Source organism: Pseudoalteromonas sp. GW168-MNA-CIBAN-0100 (assembly GCF_040309225.1).
GTDB lineage: Bacteria > Pseudomonadota > Gammaproteobacteria > Enterobacterales > Alteromonadaceae > Pseudoalteromonas > Pseudoalteromonas arctica.
Map to the genome: position 1 here is coordinate 204453 of NZ_JBEOOL010000001.1, position 18747 is coordinate 223199.

Below are 18747 nucleotides of genomic sequence, written 5' to 3' on the forward strand. Positions count from 1 at the left end.
AACGGAGTGAACAATGAAATTATCTGACTTATTTAAAGTTAGTTTGATTGCAACTGCAATATCATTAGCGGGTTGTGGTGGTGACTTAGTTGTATCTGAAGGCGACACAACAATAAATGAAGGCGATACAGTTACTAATGTTGTTGAAGGTGGCAGTGATACAGTAGATGAAACATCATCGCGTGATGATTCTCAAAATGGAACTACGGGTTTCCCTGCTGATATCGACAATGCACTTGTTCAAGGCTTAGCAACGGATGTCTCAAGTGAATTTCCAGCAATAACAGATAAACCAGTGTATCGCTTAAGTGCTGATACAACATTGATTGCTGATGTTTCATTAACTAATGATGCACATTGGATTGTGAGTGGTCGTACTGCTGTGGGTAATGACCGCGCAGATAGTACAACGCTTTATATTCAGCAAGGTACAACGATTATTGGTGAGTCAGGTGATGACTTTTTAGTTGTGCGTCGAGGTTCACAAATTGAATCAGTAGGCACTGCAAGCCAGCCTATTACGATGACATCAATTCAAGATGTTACGGGTAGCGAGACAGCAATTGGCCAATGGGGTGGTTTGGTATTACTTGGTAATGCACCTGCAAACTCATGTGGAGACCAACAAGGTGAAGCAACAGCAGACGAACTTGCTAACTGTGGTGTGTCAGCTGAAGGTGATGCAGGTCAGTTCGGTGGAAATATCAGTGATGATAATTCAGGTACTCTAAAATATGTACTTGTTAAGCAAGCAGGTAAAACGCTTGGTAATGGTGATGAGTTAAATGGTATTACATTTGCCGGTGTTGGCTCTGCAACTACGGTTGATTATATCCAGGTTCATGAAAACCTTGATGACGGTATCGAGTTTTTTGGTGGTACGGTTAATGTAAGTAATATAGTGCTGACTAACATTGGTGATGATTCACTTGATTGGTCTTTTGGTTGGACGGGTTCGGCTACTAATGTTTACATTCAACAAGCCGCTAACGTAGGCGATAACGCTATTGAAGCTGATAACTCTGAGTTTGATTCAAGCGCCACGCCATTAACACTGCCTACTATATCTAACGTAACAATCGTCGGTGCAGAAGGTAATAATGGTATTCGTCTACGCGCTGGTACTGCGGGCGCTCTTAAAAATGTATTTGTAACAGGTCCTGCTACTTACGAAAACTGTTTACGTGTAGGGTCTGATTCAGTTCCTCGCGCTGAAGATGGCACACTAACGATTGTAAACTCTATTGTGGCGTGTCAAACAACGGCAAATAATTTTGGTAGTGAAGTAATTAACGGTGGCGATGTACAATCTTGGTTTGAAGGACAAGATGGTAACCAAGTACTTACGCCTGCAGAGCTTATGCTTGCTGATGACGGTTACACGCCACTTGCTGGTTCACCGCTTATCGCAAATGGTCAAATTGGTGCTTTTGATGGATCAACTAACTGGATGGAAGGTTGGACTGTCGGTATTAATGGCGGCTTCCCTACTGATATTGATAACGCGCTTGCACAAGGCTTAGCATCAGATGTTTCTAGTGAATTTCCAGCAATTATAGATAAACCAGTATACCGTTTAACTGAAGATACAACGTTCACGGCAGATGTAACGCTTACTAACGATGCACATTGGATTTTAAATGGTCGTACTGCAGTTGGTAATGACCGTGCAGATGCAACTATATTATATGTTCAAGCGGGTACAACGCTAATTGGTGAAACAGGTGATGACTTTTTAGTTGTACGTCGTGGTTCACAAATTAATGCTAATGGTAATGCAACTGCGCCAATCACTATGACATCTATTCAAGATGTAACAGGCGCTGAAACAACGATTGGTCAATGGGGCGGCTTAGTATTATTAGGTAATGCACCCGCTAACTCGTGTGGCGATCAAATCGGTGAAACAACAGCTGAAGAATTAGCTAACTGTGGTGTATCAGCTGAAGGTGACGCTGGTCAGTTTGGTGGTGATATTAGCGATGATAACTCAGGTGTTCTTCGTTATATTGTTGTTAAACATGCAGGTAAAACGCTGGGTAATGGCGATGAACTTAACGGTATCTCATTTGCAGGTGTTGGCTCACAAACGAAAGTTGAATACATTCAAATTCACCAAAACCTAGATGATGGTGTTGAGTTTTTTGGTGGCACAGTTAATGTTCGTAACATTGTACTAACTGATATTGGCGACGATGCATTCGATTGGTCATTTGGTTGGTCGGGTCGTGCACAAAATATCTATATTCAACAAAGTTCAGTTGAGGGTGATAACGCAATAGAAGCTGATAACTCAGAATTCGATTCAAATGCGACACCATTGACTAAACCGCTTATTTCTAACGTAACAATTGTTGGTGCTGATGGTACTAACGGTGTTCGTTTACGTGCAGGTACAGCGGGCGTTCTACGAAATGTTGTTATAACGGGCCCTGAAGGTTACTCAAACTGTTTACGTGTAGGCTCAGACTCTGCTGCTAATGCAGAATCGGGTGAGTTGTCTATCGAAAACTCAGCTGTTGCATGTAGTGAAGATAATAACTTTGGTTCACAAGCAATTGGTAGTGGCAATGTGCAGTCTTGGTTTGAAGGTCAAACGGGTAACTTAACGCTTACGGCTTCAGCACTTAATTTAGCGACAGACGGCTTTACCCCAAAATCGGGTTCACCTTTATTAGGTGCTGGTGGGGATTCATCTGAGCTTGACTCGTTCTTTACCAAAACAGATTACATCGGCGCATTCGATGGCGATAATAATTGGATGGATGGTTGGACAGTTGCTATTACACCAAGCTTTCCTGACGATATTGCTAATGCATTAGCACAAGGACTTGCAACAGATGTTTCTGCTAGCTTCCCTACAATTACAGACAAACCTGTATATCAATTAACCTCTGATGTTGTATTTACATCTGATGTAACACTGACTAACGATGCGCATTGGATTTTAAAAGGACGTACAGCCGTTGGTAATGACCGCGCTGACAACACAACACTTTATGTTCAGTTTGGTACAACGTTAATTGGTGAGTCGGGTGATGACTTCTTAGTTGTTCGCCGTGGTTCTAAAATTGAAGCGGTAGGCAGTGTAAATCAACCAATTACTATGACGTCAATCCAGGATATGACGGGCGGCGAAACTACGATTGGTCAATGGGGCGGTTTAGTATTATTGGGTAATGCACCTGCTAACTCATGTGGCGACCAACAAGGTGAAGCAACCGCAGAAGAACTTGCCAGTTGCGGTGTGTCTGCTGAAGGTGACGCAGGCCAGTTCGGTGGTAATGACCCTGAAGATAATTCAGGTACGCTAAAATATGTTGCAGTTAAGCAAGCGGGTAAAACGCTGGGTAATGGCGATGAACTTAACGGTATTACACTTGCGGGTGTTGGTCGTCAGACTGAACTAGATTACATTCACGTTCATGAAAATCTAGACGATGGTGTTGAATTTTTTGGTGGTACTGCAAATATTAGTCACCTTGTTTTAACAAGCATAGGCGATGATTCACTTGATTGGTCATTCGGTTGGACGGGTAAAGCGCAATATGTACTGATTAAACAATCAGACTCTGAGGGCGACAATGCAATTGAAGCTGATAACTCTGAGTTTGATTCAAGTGCAACGCCGCTAACAATGCCAACTATCTCTAATGTAACAATTATTGGTAATGTGGGTGTAAATGGTATCCGCCTACGTGCAGGTACTGCGGGTATGCTTAAAAATGTAGTGGTTACAGGCGGGGCAGATTATTCAAATTGTTTACGAGTAGGCTCTGATTCAGCGCCGCGAGCAGAGGACGGTACATTAACTGTTACTCACTCAATCGTTGCGTGTGAAACCGCTAACAACTTTGGTACGCAAGCAATTGGTACAGGGAATGTTGAATCTTGGTTCTTAGGACAAACAGGCAATTCAGTTCAAGTAGCCGCTGACCTTGGGCTTGCAGATAATGGCTATATGCCAACTGCTGAGTCGTTATTACTTGGTAATGGCTTTGATTCATCAAGCTTAGATAGTTACTTTGATTCTGTAGATTACATTGGTGCGATGGATGCACAAACAGACTGGACAGCAGGTTGGGTAAAAGTAGGCCTTTAACCCACACCACATTATAGCCGAGCGAAAGCTCGGCTAATGTCTTGTTTTGTTTCGGAGTATAAAAATGAAATCTTTTAAACCCTCTACACTTGCTTTATCAAAATTAAACTACGCTGTAATGGCTGCGTTACTTGGTTTATCAGTAAATACAGCCACGGCTGCTGAGCAGCAAGTAGAAGAGCAAGAAATAGAAGAAGTTGTTGCTGTAGGGCAACGATTAAAGGGCAGTGCGGGTGCTGTACTGCAAGAACGTCAAAACCAAGCGTTTGTTGCTGATATTATGGGTGCAGACCAAATATCACGTACTGGTGATGGCGATGCCGCCTCTGCACTTCGTCGTGTTACTGGTTTAACGTTAGTCGATGGCAAATTTATTTATGTGCGTGGTTTAGGTGAACGCTATTCTAGTACTCAGCTAAATAGCATGTATGTACCAAGTCCTGATCCTACTCGCTCAGTGGTTCCTTTGGATTTATTTCCATCTGAAATTATTGAAAGCTTGAGTGTACAAAAGTCATTTTCACCGGATATGCCAGCGCATTTTGGTGGAGGTAATGTAAATATTCGCACTAAATCAATTCCTTCTGACTTTTTATTAAAAGTACAAGTGGGTACATCGTACAATACTTCTAATAGCGATACCGGTTACTTTTACAGTGGCGGTGATGATGACTGGATGGGTCGAGATGATGGTTCGCGAGCATTATCGGATGTGTTTACTACTGCGCTTACCAGTGATGCTGGTCTTGAGGGCAATATAAACACTACGTTAGCTGAGCGTAAAAACCTGATTCAATCGCTTGATTGGGATGTAGGTATTTCAGAAAAGGATGTTGACCCTGCTATGAACTTCTCTATTGCCTTAGGTGATAGATTTGAAAGTGAGGTCGGTACTTTTGGTGTGCTTGCAGCCGTATCTTACGATAACGAGTGGGAAGTAGTTCAAGAGCAAAGCGGCTCAAGCCTTGGTAGCTTAGGCTGTGAAGACAAATGTTTTGCCCAGTATTACGATGGTACATCGACTGAGCAAAATGTACGTTGGAGCGGCACATTAAATTTAGGATATGAGTTAAACTCAAACCATAAGTTTGAGCTTACTAATATTGCACTTCATGACATGAGTGACCGCGTACGTAACCGCGATTACTTTGATGCAAATGAAACCGAAGAAGGTGTCACCGAATTACGCCGAGTAGATATTACGTACGAAGAGCGCGAAATGTTTTCGACTCAGCTTAAGGGGACGCACAACTTTCCAGAGCTAAATAATTTATTTTTTGATTGGTATGGCGGTTTAAGTCGAGCAAACCGTAATGCACCAGGTGGTTTAGATGTTGTTTATCAGCAAAATTTAGTTGATGGCGTGCTTGAATCTGAACAACTACAAGATGTAGCTGCAACAAATATCACCCGTGAGTATCAAGTATTACACGACGATGTTGAAACATTTGGTTGGAATATGGGTATGCCTTTTTATGGTGACGGCTATGAGCTTGAGTTAAAAATAGGCGGCGATTTTTCAGAGAAAAAACGTGATGCAAGTAATGTGAAGTTTGGCATTACGCACCGTGGTATAAGCGATGAGTACTCGTTCGGTTCTAACGTAAGCGATATTTTTGCTGATGAAAACACGGCGAATGACGCTTTTTATGCAAGTGTAACTGGCTCAGGTATTTTTGATGACGGCACCACTGATGGTGATAAGTACAGTGCAGCGCATAAATTAGATGCTTATTATTTTATGGCCGATTACTTCTATCAAAACACTTGGCGTTTTACTGGTGGCGTTCGATGGGAAGATTTTTCTCAAGTATCAGTCGGTTATGAAGCGCATAGTAATTTCTTTGAAAATACACTACAAGAAATCCAAGATGTAGCTATTAATGAAGATAACTTTTTTCCTTCTTTAGCTGTTACGTACATCATGGATGAAGAAATGCAATTTCGCTTAAATTTAAGTGAAACAACCATTCGCCCTGATCTACGTGATGTAAGCTCTTCTTTCTTTGTTGACCCGTTAACTGAGTTTCTGGTGAGAGGATCTCCTAGTTTACAAAGTTCTAATTTAAAAAATGTTGATTTTAGGTTTGAATGGTATATGCCATCAGGTAATAACCTTTCTGTTGCATTGTTTTATAAAGACATTGAAAACCCAATTGAAATGGTTGAGCTTGCGGGCGTAGGGGGAGCATCTCCACAGTTATTAACAGCTAATGCTCAGTCGGGTAAATTGTCGGGTATTGAAGTTGATTTTTTAACTGACTTTGGCTTTATAAATAAAGATTGGTCCTCAGCATTCTTGTCAGGCAACGTTACGCTATCTGACTCAAGTGTTAATTTGGGGATTAATGATTCAGATGGTGTTGACTCACTGTTTGAAACACAGCTTAAAGAAGCCCTTGAGGCCGATACAGTGTCGAATATTGTAACTAACAATGAGCGTCGTTTAGTTGGTCATTCTGAGTGGGTTGCAAACTTACAAATGGGCTATGACTCGGATGATGGATTTCATTCTACTTCACTAATTTATAATGTGTTTGGCCCTCGTATAATTGTACCTGGTACACGTGGTAATGAAGATGCCGAAGAAAAGTCGTTTCACTCAGTTGATTTAGTTTATTCTTACTTCCCTAACTTTAACTCTAAAGTTAATTTTAAGGTTAAGAATATGCTTGGCCAAGAAAAAGAAATTGAACAAGAAGGTCTTACCCTTTGGGGACAAGACACCGGCACTGAGTTTAGTTTAAGTTATAGCTATGAGTTTTAAGCTTTATTTAAAATAAAACTCAAGGAATGAAATAATAAACTTCACTATCTATTAGCTCTGTATTTTAATACAGAGCTTTTTTGTGTTTATGCTCAGTATGAAAAATATTTAAGTTCTGTTTTATTCGCTAGTTTTAGCCGTCTACGAGTGTTAGTTTAGCGTTAATGAAAATTAAATCTCACGCAATGAATTTAATTTTTAATGTATTAAGGCATCTTTTATGAATCAAACAGTGGAACAAACAATGAAAAAAGTAGGATTAGTCGGTTGGCGTGGCATGGTTGGCTCTGTGTTATTAGAACGTATGCAGCAGCAAAGTGATTTTGCCCATATCGACACCACCTTTTTCACCACCTCACAAGCGGGTCAACTAGGCCCAGATATAGCGGGCGACGCAAAACCATTACTAGATGCAAGTGACATTAGCGAACTTGCTAAAATGGATATTATTGTTACTTGCCAAGGCGGTGACTACACCAATGCGGTATATCCAAAACTTCGAGAGTCGGGTTGGGATGGTTACTGGATTGATGCAGCTTCAGCACTGCGTATGAGTGAGGACAGCATTATAGTGCTTGATCCCGTAAACAAAGATGTTATTGAACAAGGCTTAGAGCAAGGCGTTAAAACCTTTGTGGGCGGTAACTGTACTGTATCGCTGATGTTACTTGCATTAGGTGGTTTATTTGAGCAAGACCTAATTGAATGGGTAAGCCCAATGACTTACCAAGCGGCGTCGGGCGCTGGTGCACGAAATATGAAAGAGCTTATTGCACAAATGGGCGCTATTCATGCAAGTGTTGCAGATAAACTAGATAACCCAAGCTCTGCTATTTTAGAAATTGATAAAATAGTAAGTGAAACAATGGCGTCAAAAGACTTACCACAAGACCAATTTGGTGTGCCATTAGCGGGCAGTTTAATCCCGTGGATTGACGTACCTATGCCAAGCGGTCAGTCTAAAGAAGAATGGAAAGCGCAAGTTGAAGCGAACAAAATTTTAGGTTCTTCTAAGCAACCAGTACCTATTGACGGTTTATGTGTACGTATTGGCGCTATGCGTTGTCATTCACAAGCGATGACCATTAAATTACGTGAAGATATTAGCGTAGAAAAAATTGAAGAAATTTTAGCTTCACATAATGAGTGGGTTAAAGTAATTCCAAATGAGCGCGAAATTAGCGCAACAGATTTAACACCGGTTAAAGTAACGGGCACTTTAAGTATTCCTGTTGGGCGTATTCGTAAATTAGCGATGGGACCAAAATACATTAGCGCATTTACAGTAGGCGATCAGCTTTTGTGGGGAGCGGCAGAGCCACTTCGTCGTATGCTACGCATAATTGTTGATGGTGAGTAATATATAATCAGTATTAACAAAAGGGGTTGGCAATTTGCCAGCCCTTTTTAGTTTAATGGCTTATAAAACCGGTTAAGAGGCTTAAACAATACTTTTTTATGAATGTTCACTGTTGTTTATTATTGAACTTAAGTAAACTGTTTACATTGTGCAACAGCCTATTCAAGTAACATTAATGACCTCTCACATAAATAACTTTGCCAATAAGCGATTAGCATTTGTTAGCTCCTATTTTAGTTCTGCAATTGCTATAAACACGGTTGTTTCTTGTTTTCTTATTTTTAGCAGTATTAACCACAGCGCCTCGCAAGAAAAACTTTACTGGCTTTTTACATTATCATTTATTTCATTACTTCGAATAGCCAGCCATGTATTTGTTAACAACACCCATGCTTTTAAATATCATCTGTATTTTATAGGTTTATTATTAACGGCTTTAACATGGGCTGCTTTCCCCATTTTATTTTATGAAAATATGCAAATGCAGGAGAAGTTTGTATCACTCGTTGTTTTTAGCTCCCTTGCTGGTGGCGGTGTAAATGTTTTAGCTTCTGATATTCGTTCCTCCTTGTCGTATATAACCTGTTTACTGGTTCCTTTTAGTATCTTATTACTTTTACAGCCTATTGAAGATGAGAATGTACTAGGTATTTTAGGGCTCGTTTTATGGTTTATTTTGTGTTTTGTTACTGCTGTACGTTCTGCCAAAGATGTAAAGTCATCAATTAATAATGAACTTAAGTTAGATCAATTTATTGAAAACTTAGAAAACGAAGTGCAACTTCGTACCGAACAAATAATCCTTTTAGAGCAAAAAGACAATTTAACTAAATTGTTTAATAGAGGGAGCTTTGTTTCTAATGTCGAACTTGATTTAGCCAATCAAAATTATGATATTAAAGCCGTTTTATTTTTAGATATGGATGACTTTAAAATCATCAACGATAAATACGGCCACGATTTTGGTGACTTTGTGCTGGCCCAAACAGGTAAACGATTAGTTGAAACGCAAACTCAAGGCGATTTTATTGCTTGTCGTTGGGGAGGGGATGAGTTTATTTTTTATTCTCGTAGTAACACCGAAGACGAACTTTTTGACTGTGTTTTTAGATTAGTTAAAACCTTAACGAAAACAGTGAGTATGGATAGCTATCAAGTAAACCCTTCTTTTAAGGTTGGGCTGTATTTTACGCGTGAAAACTTTAATCTTGAAGACGCGATTAAATACGCTGATGTTGCTATGTATGAAGGTAAGAAAAGCCGTAATGAAATATCAGTATTTGACGAGCGAATGCATGAATCGCTTAAAAGAGAAGAAGTACTTCGTAGCTCAATTAAAGAGTGCGTAGAAAAAGGTGACTTTCATCTGTGTTATCAACCTATTGTTGATATAAGTACAAATGAAATAACCACGTTTGAAGTACTACTTCGTTGGCAGTTTAATGATGAATTTATTCCCCCTTCAGAATTTATAGATATTGCAGAGCGATATGGAAAAATTAATATATTAGGTGAATTTGTACTAGAACAAGCCATCGCGAGTTTAAGTAAGTTAAACGCTGTGAATAGTAAGATTGGATTGTCGATTAATGTGTCGGTGTTGCAACTAGAAAACCATAATTTTTTAGATTTTTTGGTTGGGCTTCTAAACAGGTACGCAGTCAAACCATACAATGTGCATTTAGAGATAACAGAAACAGTCATGATCAAAAATTTACCGTATTTGTCAAAAGTGATTACGGCCATAAAAAATACCGGTGTGCGTATCTCTATTGATGACTTTGGTACTGGGTTTTCTTCTATATCTGTTTTAAAAGAGCTATCAGTTGATTACATTAAAATAGACAAATCTTATATTGATAACATTTGTGAATGCTCAAAAGATAAAAGTATTGTATCTGCGGTAACTAACATGTCGCATATGATTGGATGCCAAGTAATAGCTGAGGGCGTAGAAAATCCAGCTCAGTTAACGTTATTACAAAGCTTACAAATTGATAAGTATCAAGGTTTTATATTCAGTAAACCAGTTAGATTTGCCGATGCGCTTAAACTTATTAGTTAGAGCGCTGACTTTTCAGGCACAAAGTTTGTTTTATCTAGGTTCGATTTAAGCGTGCCGTGTGCTTCTGGCTCGCTGCGAGCGGTAACTTCTTTTGTGTTATTCTATTAGCTTACATTCATATGAAAATAACTTAAAACGGAGCAATTTGCCTCGTTTTTTTCATGCTATTTGCCTAAAGATGCTGCCGAAAATTCAACCTAAAAAGATAGGTAGGCCTTAGTAATAATGAACTTTTATTGACTTAATTCGCTTATATGAACTACCTGATTACGCCCTCCATTTTTAGCATGATAGAGTGCTTTATCTGCCTCATTTATTGCGCTTTCAATTGCGGTTTTATTGCATTTAATATTTATTACACCAAAACTTGCCGTAACATTAATTACTTTATCATTAAAATGAATCGGACTACTGGCGAGTGCGTTTCTTAGTTTTTCGGGGAATGCTTTAGCTGTAGGCTCGTCGTTACGTGCTATTAATAAGGTAAATTCTTCGCCACCAATTCGGCCAAACAAATCATCTGGATTTATGCAGTCTTGCATTATTTTCGCCGCTTCTACTAACACCACATCACCTCCTGCATGTCCAAACTCATCGTTTATTTTTTTAAATTTATCTATATCCCAATAAATTAAGCTTACGTACTTATAATTATTAAGTTTATCTTTTAGTTGCTCTTGGCTTTTATTATAAAACCCACGCCTATTTAAGCAGCCCGTAAGTACATCAGTCATTGCAAGATGGTTCATTTTTTCGGCTAAATCAGACGCCATTATGAATATCATAAATACGGCCATGCCGACATGAGCAGCGGGGACAGTCATAAAGTTAATTAATGTATATAGCGCTATATACTCTTCATTCACTTGGCTGCCTTGCAGTAATGCTATGCTTGCTGCAACAAATAACAGTAATCCACATAGCGAATAAGTAATACTAGCGCCTATTTCAGCAGGGAGTGATTTTTGCTTATGCCTGAAAATAATAACCGCACTTAGTATCAGTAAGATCACATCGTAATACACATACAACGACATAAATAAGCCAACATGCACATTTATGGCTGTAAAATAATAAACAGCAGCAAGAGTTACTATTGCCGAGATGATTAAATAGCGAATTTTTATACTCGAATTTACCCTAATGCAATGCCCCCATGTACCAAGTAGCACAGAGCCTACTGAGAAGCTGCTTCCTAACATCCAATATAGTGTGTGAGAGTCAAATAATGGTTCTGCTAATATTGTTGCCCATTGGCATGCAGAGAGTGCGAATGCGATTGTCCAAAGCATGGCATATTGCTTTTTACCTAACGTAAACCACGACATTAAAAATATGACAGACCAAATAACACTGGTTAAAAAGAGGGTAACTAATATATAAAAAACAGGGTTCATGTATTTTTATTCTTGTTTGCGTTAATTTTACTTTAGTAGATGAAAGCGGTTTATTCGAATCAATGCAGGTTATTAGTTGGCAAAACTATAAATAGATAAGCATGGCAATCATTTCATTAAGCGGTGTATTTGAATAGTGGTATATCCCTTGCTGTAGTGACTGTAGTTTAGAGTTTTAAGCTTATATGGCTTTGCTCTATTTGTAATTTTATACCTAACAGGTACTTAAGTTACAAATATTAGTAATTTTTACACGTTTATTTATGTACTTAATTAAAAAGTTTAACTAATTAGAGCCTGTTTATCTTTCGAGGTTAAATGTGCAGCCGTACGTTTGGTTTTTAGGCAAGGTTGAGTCTATGTTGTGTGGTTGTTCTTCATAAGTAGGCGATAACGCAGCATAAATGCCAAACATACGTTGCCCTACATAGAACAGATTTTAATCCTTAAAGGTCAATAGGCCCTCGTTTTTAGCAAAGGAAATTAGAATGCATTTTTCATCTACAACATTTCACGCCAAATATTTTAAAGGTGTAATAGCGCTGATTGTATTGCTTATACTAACGCGAATAGCCGCGCCTTATGTCGTTCAGTATTACGTAAATTATCAGTTAAAGCATACGCAAGGTGTTACGGGGCATGTTGGTGATGTAGATTTGTTTTTATATCGCGGTGCCTACGCAATTGACGACGTTGAAATTTACGCTGTTGATGCAACTTCAGCTCCTAAGCCTTTGCTGAGTATTCAAACTCTCGATTTTTCACTTGCGTGGTCAGCCCTATTAAAAGGGAATTTAGTAACAAATATGGCATTCACGCGTCCTAAAATAGTTATTTATGATAAAGACCCCAATGCCTCTGAGCAAAATAAACAAGTAAAAGACGAAACTACCTGGGTAGGGCTCGCCAATAATTTAGTACTGTTCTCTATTGATACCTTAACAATTGAGCAAGGCAAATTAACTTTAGTTAACTCAACGAATAGTGGTGAAAAACCTACTTTTATATCAAATATCAACGCTCGAATTGAAAATATAACCAACGCGCAAAACCTATCAAAAACACTTGTGACTACTCTAAACGTAGAGGGAGCATTAATGGGCGAGGCCGCTTTGAAGCTTAATGGCAAATTAGACCCTTTTAGCAAGCAGGCTAATTTTGATTTTAACGCAGAGGTACAGCGCTTTTCAGTTAAAAATTTAGACACTGTATTTAAAGTGTATACACCGTTTGATATTGAAGCGGGAGGCATTGATGGCGCTATGGAACTTGTGGCCAAAGATAATAACTTGAATGGTTATGTAAAAGCGGGCGTTCAAAACTTGAGTGTGTTCTCGTGGCGCGAAGATATAGAAAAAGATGACGACGGCATATTTACGGCCATATTTGAAGGCAGTGTTGATTTACTGGGCTCTATCCTCGAAAACGATGAGTCAAAACTTGTTGCTGCACGTATTCCTATAGAGGGACAACTAGATAATACGGATGTTTCGACTTTTCAAGCTGTGATTTCGGTATTAGAAAACGCATTTTTTGATGCGTTTAAAATGAAAGTAGATAACGTTATTTCTTTTGAAGATACGGATGAAAAACCTGATAACGAGGAAAATTAAAGCTCTTTGGTAATTCTATTTCAATTAGATCTTTAAATTGCACCCACTTTTTAAACTTTAAGTGGGTGCTTTAGTACTCTTATCAGATTAGTTTTTGCGGTTACTCAATAGCTCTTTAAGCTCAGCAATTTGGGATTGTAGTTCGTTTACTTGCCCTTGCGTTGCAGGTAATGAGCTGTCGTCTGCGAGCTCTTCTCGCGCTTTGCGGTGCTCCTCACTCATAACTTCTAAAATGGCACCTACCATCATATTTAAAAATACAAATGCGGTTAAAAATATAAACGTAAGGTAATAAATCCAGCTTAGTTCGTACACCGCCATTGTTTCGTACATTATGTCGGTCCAATCTTCAAACGTCGCCACCCTAAACAAGGTAAGCATTGAGATTGATACGTCTTGCCAAAGTACGGGGTTTATTTCAGCAAACATCATGCTGCCCATTGCAGCGTATATATAAAAAATAACAAACATTAATAGGGCTATATAACCCATTTGCGGAATGGCTTTAAGCAATGAGTTAACCAATAAGCGCAGCTCTGGGATCATCGATACCAATCGCAGTACTCTAAATATGCGCAGTAAACGAGCAATTAACATAGTAGAACCAGCAGCAGGATATAAACTGCCCAATACTATGATGGTGTCGAATATATTCCATCCTTTAGAAAAAAAGTGTTTTATGCCTTTACTTGCAATAAAGCGGATTACTAGCTCAATTAAAAAGAATGCGGTAATGCCAACGTCCATCCAATTTAGAGCAAGCTCTACGGTAGGATGTAGTGAGTAAGTGTGCGCACCGACTGTCAGGGCAGAAACAATAATTACAGCTATAACAAATGATTGAAATATCTTGCTTTTGTCTATACGCTGAAACAACTTTTGTAACTGCGACATCATAGAAATAGATCCTTTGGAGATTAAGATTTTATGGCGCTAATATACAATAATATTGTAATAATTTAACGCTTTTTCGATATAGAAAGTGTAAGGAAATTTAATGTTTATCAATAAACTAAAAAGTAGCGCATTACTTATTGTTGGATTATGTGTTTTAGCTGGTTGTAGCTCTGACGCGCGTTTTCATGAAGTTCAATCGGCGCGCCTTGATGAGTGTAACTATAAAGCCGACAAAGAATATTACGAATGCCTAGATAAACAAGACTCTAACTACGAAGAGTTTAAAAAACAGCAACAAGCAGAAACTAAATAAGTAACCTTTATATTTATGACTAAAACTCAAAAGCAGCGCGATAAGCACATTCGACTAGCACTTACTAATGCATGCGAGGCAATAAAAGAAAGCGTAATTGGTTTTGATTATCTAACGCATACCATCGATTTAAATAACGAGGCCAATACGTTAAAAGTACAGTGCTATTTTAACGATGATATAGCCCTTGAAAGTGCAAAACCGCAACTTAACGAATTAACAGCTATTATACTTAACGAGTTAGCAGTTATTAAGTTGAACGCAAAACCAGCACATATTTCATTTTCCGCCAATTAACAGAGCTTTTGTTGGTTTGATAGCACATGGACGTTATAATTAGATAAATTATTTTTAGGGTTTAAATTATGGCTGTTCCTACGCGTTCGCAAATTTCACCAGGTACCACAGTAAATATTGTATTAAAAGAAGATCAACGCAGCGGCACATTAACTGAGGGTGTTGTTGAGCGCCTTTTAACAAAATCACCAAATCACCCACACGGCATTAAAGTACGTTTAGAAGATGGTCAAGTTGGCCGAGTAAAAGAGATTTTATAATGGCAGCGTTAACAGAACAGGCTTTTTGGGAATTAGTAACAACGCCTGATTTAGGGCTCGATCCGCAAAGTGTGAGCGATAGCCTAAAAACTAAACTTAATGATTTAAGCGATCAACACCTTATTGATTTTGATAAGCATTTTGGCATACATATGCGTAAGTGTTTTACCTGGGATTTGTTTGGTGCCGCCTTTGTGATGGCTGGATGTAACGACGATTACGGCTTTAGCGAATTTAGATGTTGGTTAATTTCGCGCGGTAAAACAGTATTCGAAAACGCCTTAGAAAATGCTGATTCTATAGCGCAGTGTACACCTGTTTATTACTTAAACGAGCAGCCTTATCCGTACATTGATGAGTATGACTTAATAGCCGGTTTATTATTTGAAGAACGTAACGAAGACGAATTGCCGTTTATCCCTTCTGGCAGTGATGAGCCCAAAGGTAAACGTTTTAAAGACAAACCTAAGTTTTTAAAGCAAAGCTACCCTTTATTATTTGCAAAGTACTGGCAATAAAATAAATACCAATTCGTATAACTAGTTAAATAATCTAATGAGTTCAATTGACCCTTACAATTAGGCGCATTGGTATAAATCGTTTTGTTGTTTAAGTACGTATTAAATAAAGTGCTTAACAACAAAATGGTTTGTAATGAGTATCTAGGGCATGTTTACCTTTGGTGGTTGAATTTGTTCAATCCAAGAAGGATTTAATCGCGGCGCGACATTTGTAACCTAGTGGGCTCGACAACTGCTCCTGCGTTATTCTAATGGCTTACATCCATGTAAGAATAATAAAAACCGAGCAAAGCTTCCGCGTCCTACTCACGCGCTTGCTCCTGTAATACGACTTCTCTCCTTTTATAGTAAATCTCTGTTATAGTTGTTAAAAGTTATAAAAGCTAAGTGATTAGGCATTTTGCTATTATTTAACACGCTGACTCACGAGGATACACCCACGAAATGAAATATTTAACACTCGCTTTATTAACTGTCGCTTTTACAAGTGCAAATGCTTTTTCTGAGCCGAGTAATAAAACACGATTTATACCGTTTTTAAAGTCAAAATTGGGGACATACGAAGTTGTGTCGACCAATTCAGGGTTATGCGTTAATAGCGATTTGAGTTTGACAGACGAAAGTGATTTAAGTGCAGGTTTTAAACTTGGAGAACAAATTGTATTTGGATCGCTCCACAATGGTACTCGCACTATTAAAAAACCAAACTTTTGTTTTATAACCAGTACGCTTAAATATAAAAGTGATGGCCTTGAAAACGGTTTAAGAATGAGCCGTTGTGAAAACCCTGCAAACGAAAAAACAATCAGTCAAAGTATCAAGTTTTTAGCTGATAACACACTAAAATACACATTAAGCGAACCTAGTGTAGAGTGCACATTTAAAAAAGCAGATGAAAGTAAATAAAGCATCTAGTAAGTAGCAAATCATTCGCAGTATATTTTAGGGATATCGCGCCAACGCGTGGTGTACTGCGGCGACAAAAAATCACGGTTCATGTGCCACCGGTCATTTAATTTACTACTAGCTAAACTAAGCATTCCTTTCCCATACCGTGTATTTATAGCATCTAGGCAACTCATTAATTGTGGGTTGTCAGTACGTTGGTTAAACAAATCACTTTGTTGAAATTGCTGTGACGTAAGTTCTAAAGCGCCTACACCACACTTGTAAAACCTAACTGCAGGTTGGTATATTTGATCAAATACCTCAGATACAGCATTAGCCATCACGCAGGTGTCGTTAGTGGGTGAGGGGAACTTATACACAAACGACTTTTTATAATATCTATTTTCGTGCGCGCCACTGGCTGCAAAAATATAAAGCTGGTGAGTGAGCGAACGTTGCACTCTTAGTTTATTAGCCACTGTGGTTACATGGTTAATTAGCGCCGTTTTAAGGGCTGTTGGCTCGCATATGCGCTCTCCAAAACTACGGGTCGAATAAATCTCCCGCTTGTCTTGTCGTACATCATCCCAGTTTAAACATGTTATCCCGTTAAGCTCGCTTACTGTACGTTCAACAACCACACTAAATGCACGGCGCATTGCTTTAGGGTTTTGCTGAGCAAGATCCCAAGCGGTGTGTATATTCATTATTTTAAGCTTTTTAGCTAGTCGCCGGCCTATTCCCCAGACATCTTCGCAGCTCATTCTTTGTAAAATAGCTTGGCGAGTTTGCTCGTTATTTATTACTGCTACACCATTAAAACCACTGAGCTTTTTAGCGGCGTGGTTAGCGGCTTTTGCTAAAGTAGGGGTCGGGCCAAAACCAACACCCACAGGAAGCTTTGTTTCGCGCCATACTGTGCGCCTTATTGTATGGCCGTATTCATGCCAGTCTTTAATTAATGATGTGTAGCCATTAAAGTGCAAAAACGATTCATCAATACTGTATATGTGCTGTGTATCGCAAAAGCGGCCAATAATATTCATCATTTTGTCGCTTAAATCAGCATAAAGCTCGTAATTGCTAGAACGAATAACAACGTTGTTTTGCTCAAGCAAATGCTTAACTTTAAAGTACGGGCCAAATTTAGGAATATTTAAGCGCCGAGCAATAGGACAAATAGCGCATACACAGCCATCGTTATTGGTAAGTACAACCACGGGTTTGGATCGAATAGCAGGGTCGAATACTTTTTCGGCACTGGCATAAAATGACACAGCATCAACTAAGGCATACATTTTAGTAACTCTGGGCTTTGCCTGTGCATTCTTATTGATAGCGTTACTACGCCTTCGAGCTGAAACTCGTCTGCAGAGGTTAGTTGTACAGGCTTATGTAAAGAAGAAGCTGAAAGCAGCCGCGCATTGGTTTTATCAAGCAGTTTGCATACAAAAAGACCATTTAAGTTAGCAACAATAACGTCACCATTTTTTACCGGCTCTGCACGGTCGATAACTAATAAGTCACCTTCAAAAATTCCGACTTCTTGCATAGAGTTACCCGATGCAATACCAATAAACGTAGCATCTGGATGCTTTATTAAAAGCTCATCAAGGGTTACACCTAGCTCGGTGTACTGCGCTGCGGGGGATTCAAAACCACACACGCCTGCTTCTATATAAATGGGAATGACAAACATAACACAACCTAAAACGCATGCACTGTATAAGTGTACAGTATATGCGTTTTGTGTAAGTTATGCCAAGAATGTATGGCTGATCAATCCATGTTTTTGATCATTTGTTGTGCGGTATCTAAAAAGTCTTTGATTTGTTGAGGGTTTAAGTTTTTACACATTTGATTATTTATTTTCTGCTCTGAGGCTAACAACTTATCAAAAAGAACTTTACCTTGCTCTGTGAGCGATAAAATAAAGCAGCGCTTATCGTGCTCACTTGCCTGTTTACTTATTAAATTTAAGCCAATAAGATCTTTAATTAAACGTGCTATTTGCGCTTTGTCGCGCTGCGTTTTAGTAACAATATCGTTAGCCGTACAGTTATTTACGTTCGCGATAATATGTATGCAGCGTACGTGCATAGCATTAATACCAAGTTCGCCTGCGTTAATTGCTTCACGAATTGTTACACGGTAATTTTGCATTAATTCAAACAGCGTATTTGATAAAGGTGTATTCATAGAACTCTCAATATAGTTGACAAAGTGAATTAACTTGTTGTAGTTGATTTTATCAACCAATGGGGCGT

Annotated in this window: 15 protein-coding genes; 10 read left to right on the plus strand and 5 right to left on the minus strand. The window is 38.8% G+C overall.

The window, feature by feature from the left end:
- Nucleotides 1-13: 13 nt before the first annotated feature.
- From AAEY62_RS00930 to AAEY62_RS00945, 4 genes are all read left to right on the plus strand, one after another.
- On the plus strand, nucleotides 14-4102 hold the full coding sequence (locus AAEY62_RS00930; protein WP_350634437.1) for a beta-helix domain-containing protein: 4089 nt from the start codon (nucleotides 14-16) through the stop codon (nucleotides 4100-4102).
- A 64-nt stretch (nucleotides 4103-4166) separates the two neighbouring features.
- Entirely contained in the window at nucleotides 4167-6869 is a 2703-nt protein-coding gene (locus AAEY62_RS00935) for a TonB-dependent receptor domain-containing protein (RefSeq protein ID WP_350634438.1), read from the plus strand.
- A 220-nt stretch (nucleotides 6870-7089) separates the two neighbouring features.
- Nucleotides 7090-8229 (plus strand): aspartate-semialdehyde dehydrogenase, encoded by a 1140-nt coding sequence (asd, locus tag AAEY62_RS00940; protein WP_282114099.1) that lies wholly within the window; start codon nucleotides 7090-7092, stop codon nucleotides 8227-8229.
- Between the two features lie 175 nt (nucleotides 8230-8404).
- The gene (locus tag AAEY62_RS00945) at nucleotides 8405-10294 is read left to right on the plus strand and encodes a putative bifunctional diguanylate cyclase/phosphodiesterase (RefSeq protein ID WP_350634439.1); all 1890 of its coding nucleotides are present in this window, start codon (nucleotides 8405-8407) and stop codon (nucleotides 10292-10294) included.
- 233 nt (nucleotides 10295-10527) lie between these two features.
- On the opposite strand, the gene AAEY62_RS00950 is transcribed toward AAEY62_RS00945, so the two are convergent.
- Complete coding sequence (locus tag AAEY62_RS00950) at nucleotides 10528-11691, minus strand: GGDEF domain-containing protein (protein WP_010552923.1); 1164 nt, start codon at nucleotides 11689-11691, stop codon at nucleotides 10528-10530.
- Nucleotides 11692-12179: 488 nt separating this feature from the next.
- Between AAEY62_RS00950 and AAEY62_RS00955 the strand changes: the two genes are divergently transcribed.
- The gene (locus AAEY62_RS00955; protein ID WP_350634440.1) at nucleotides 12180-13304 is read left to right on the plus strand and encodes a DUF748 domain-containing protein; all 1125 of its coding nucleotides are present in this window, start codon (nucleotides 12180-12182) and stop codon (nucleotides 13302-13304) included.
- A gap of 87 nt (nucleotides 13305-13391) precedes the next feature.
- On the opposite strand, the gene AAEY62_RS00960 is transcribed toward AAEY62_RS00955, so the two are convergent.
- Nucleotides 13392-14201, minus strand: coding sequence for an ion transporter (locus AAEY62_RS00960; protein WP_007583228.1), 810 nt, complete (start codon nucleotides 14199-14201; stop codon nucleotides 13392-13394).
- A gap of 100 nt (nucleotides 14202-14301) precedes the next feature.
- Between AAEY62_RS00960 and AAEY62_RS00965 the strand changes: the two genes are divergently transcribed.
- The 5 genes from AAEY62_RS00965 (at nucleotide 14302) to AAEY62_RS00985 (ending at nucleotide 16498) form a co-directional block, all read left to right on the plus strand.
- Nucleotides 14302-14514, plus strand: coding sequence for a hypothetical protein (locus tag AAEY62_RS00965; protein ID WP_007583226.1), 213 nt, complete (start codon nucleotides 14302-14304; stop codon nucleotides 14512-14514).
- A gap of 15 nt (nucleotides 14515-14529) precedes the next feature.
- On the plus strand, nucleotides 14530-14811 hold the full coding sequence (locus AAEY62_RS00970; RefSeq protein ID WP_024591034.1) for a hypothetical protein: 282 nt from the start codon (nucleotides 14530-14532) through the stop codon (nucleotides 14809-14811).
- 68 nt (nucleotides 14812-14879) lie between these two features.
- Nucleotides 14880-15071 (plus strand): YwbE family protein, encoded by a 192-nt coding sequence (locus tag AAEY62_RS00975; RefSeq protein ID WP_007583223.1) that lies wholly within the window; start codon nucleotides 14880-14882, stop codon nucleotides 15069-15071.
- Nucleotides 15071-15589: a DUF4240 domain-containing protein gene (locus tag AAEY62_RS00980; protein ID WP_024591033.1), complete on the plus strand. Its 519-nt coding sequence runs from the start codon at nucleotides 15071-15073 to the stop codon at nucleotides 15587-15589. Before AAEY62_RS00975 ends, AAEY62_RS00980 begins: the two co-directional genes overlap by 1 nt.
- A 447-nt stretch (nucleotides 15590-16036) precedes the next feature.
- Nucleotides 16037-16498: a hypothetical protein gene (locus AAEY62_RS00985; RefSeq protein WP_101163507.1), complete on the plus strand. Its 462-nt coding sequence runs from the start codon at nucleotides 16037-16039 to the stop codon at nucleotides 16496-16498.
- A gap of 20 nt (nucleotides 16499-16518) precedes the next feature.
- On the opposite strand, the gene AAEY62_RS00990 is transcribed toward AAEY62_RS00985, so the two are convergent.
- From AAEY62_RS00990 to AAEY62_RS01000, 3 genes are all read right to left on the minus strand, one after another.
- Nucleotides 16519-17778 carry a Y-family DNA polymerase gene (locus tag AAEY62_RS00990; RefSeq protein WP_101163508.1) on the minus strand — a complete coding sequence of 420 codons (1260 nt, stop codon included), beginning with the start codon at nucleotides 17776-17778 and terminating at the stop codon, nucleotides 16519-16521.
- The gene (locus tag AAEY62_RS00995) at nucleotides 17766-18179 is read right to left on the minus strand and encodes a S24 family peptidase (protein WP_007377584.1); all 414 of its coding nucleotides are present in this window, start codon (nucleotides 18177-18179) and stop codon (nucleotides 17766-17768) included. The genes AAEY62_RS00990 and AAEY62_RS00995 overlap by 13 nt, the downstream gene beginning before the upstream one ends.
- An 80-nt stretch (nucleotides 18180-18259) precedes the next feature.
- Entirely contained in the window at nucleotides 18260-18679 is a 420-nt protein-coding gene (locus tag AAEY62_RS01000; protein ID WP_024591031.1) for a MarR family winged helix-turn-helix transcriptional regulator, read from the minus strand.
- Between the last annotated feature and the right edge of the window lie 68 nt (nucleotides 18680-18747).

Bases quoted from the DNA above. Each gene is read 5' to 3' on its own strand.
- AAEY62_RS00930 (WP_350634437.1), top strand. From the start codon at position 14: ATGAAATTATCTGACTTATTTAAAGTTAGTTTGATTGCAACTGCAATA.
- AAEY62_RS00965 (WP_007583226.1), top strand. From the start codon at position 14,302: ATGTTTATCAATAAACTAAAAAGTAGCGCATTACTTATTGTTGGATTA.
- AAEY62_RS00970 (WP_024591034.1), top strand. From the start codon at position 14,530: ATGACTAAAACTCAAAAGCAGCGCGATAAGCACATTCGACTAGCACTT.
- AAEY62_RS00990 (WP_101163508.1), bottom strand. From the start codon at position 17,778: ATGTATGCCTTAGTTGATGCTGTGTCATTTTATGCCAGTGCCGAAAAA.
- AAEY62_RS00960 (WP_007583228.1), bottom strand. From the start codon at position 14,201: ATGATGTCGCAGTTACAAAAGTTGTTTCAGCGTATAGACAAAAGCAAG.
- AAEY62_RS00995 (WP_007377584.1), bottom strand. From the start codon at position 18,179: ATGTTTGTCATTCCCATTTATATAGAAGCAGGCGTGTGTGGTTTTGAA.
- AAEY62_RS00950 (WP_010552923.1), bottom strand. From the start codon at position 11,691: ATGAACCCTGTTTTTTATATATTAGTTACCCTCTTTTTAACCAGTGTT.
- AAEY62_RS01000 (WP_024591031.1), bottom strand. From the start codon at position 18,679: ATGAATACACCTTTATCAAATACGCTGTTTGAATTAATGCAAAATTAC.
- AAEY62_RS00935 (WP_350634438.1), top strand. From the start codon at position 4,167: ATGAAATCTTTTAAACCCTCTACACTTGCTTTATCAAAATTAAACTAC.
- AAEY62_RS00985 (WP_101163507.1), top strand. From the start codon at position 16,037: ATGAAATATTTAACACTCGCTTTATTAACTGTCGCTTTTACAAGTGCA.
- AAEY62_RS00955 (WP_350634440.1), top strand. From the start codon at position 12,180: ATGCATTTTTCATCTACAACATTTCACGCCAAATATTTTAAAGGTGTA.
- AAEY62_RS00945 (WP_350634439.1), top strand. From the start codon at position 8,405: ATGACCTCTCACATAAATAACTTTGCCAATAAGCGATTAGCATTTGTT.
- asd (WP_282114099.1), top strand. From the start codon at position 7,090: ATGAATCAAACAGTGGAACAAACAATGAAAAAAGTAGGATTAGTCGGT.
- AAEY62_RS00980 (WP_024591033.1), top strand. From the start codon at position 15,071: ATGGCAGCGTTAACAGAACAGGCTTTTTGGGAATTAGTAACAACGCCT.
- AAEY62_RS00975 (WP_007583223.1), top strand. From the start codon at position 14,880: ATGGCTGTTCCTACGCGTTCGCAAATTTCACCAGGTACCACAGTAAAT.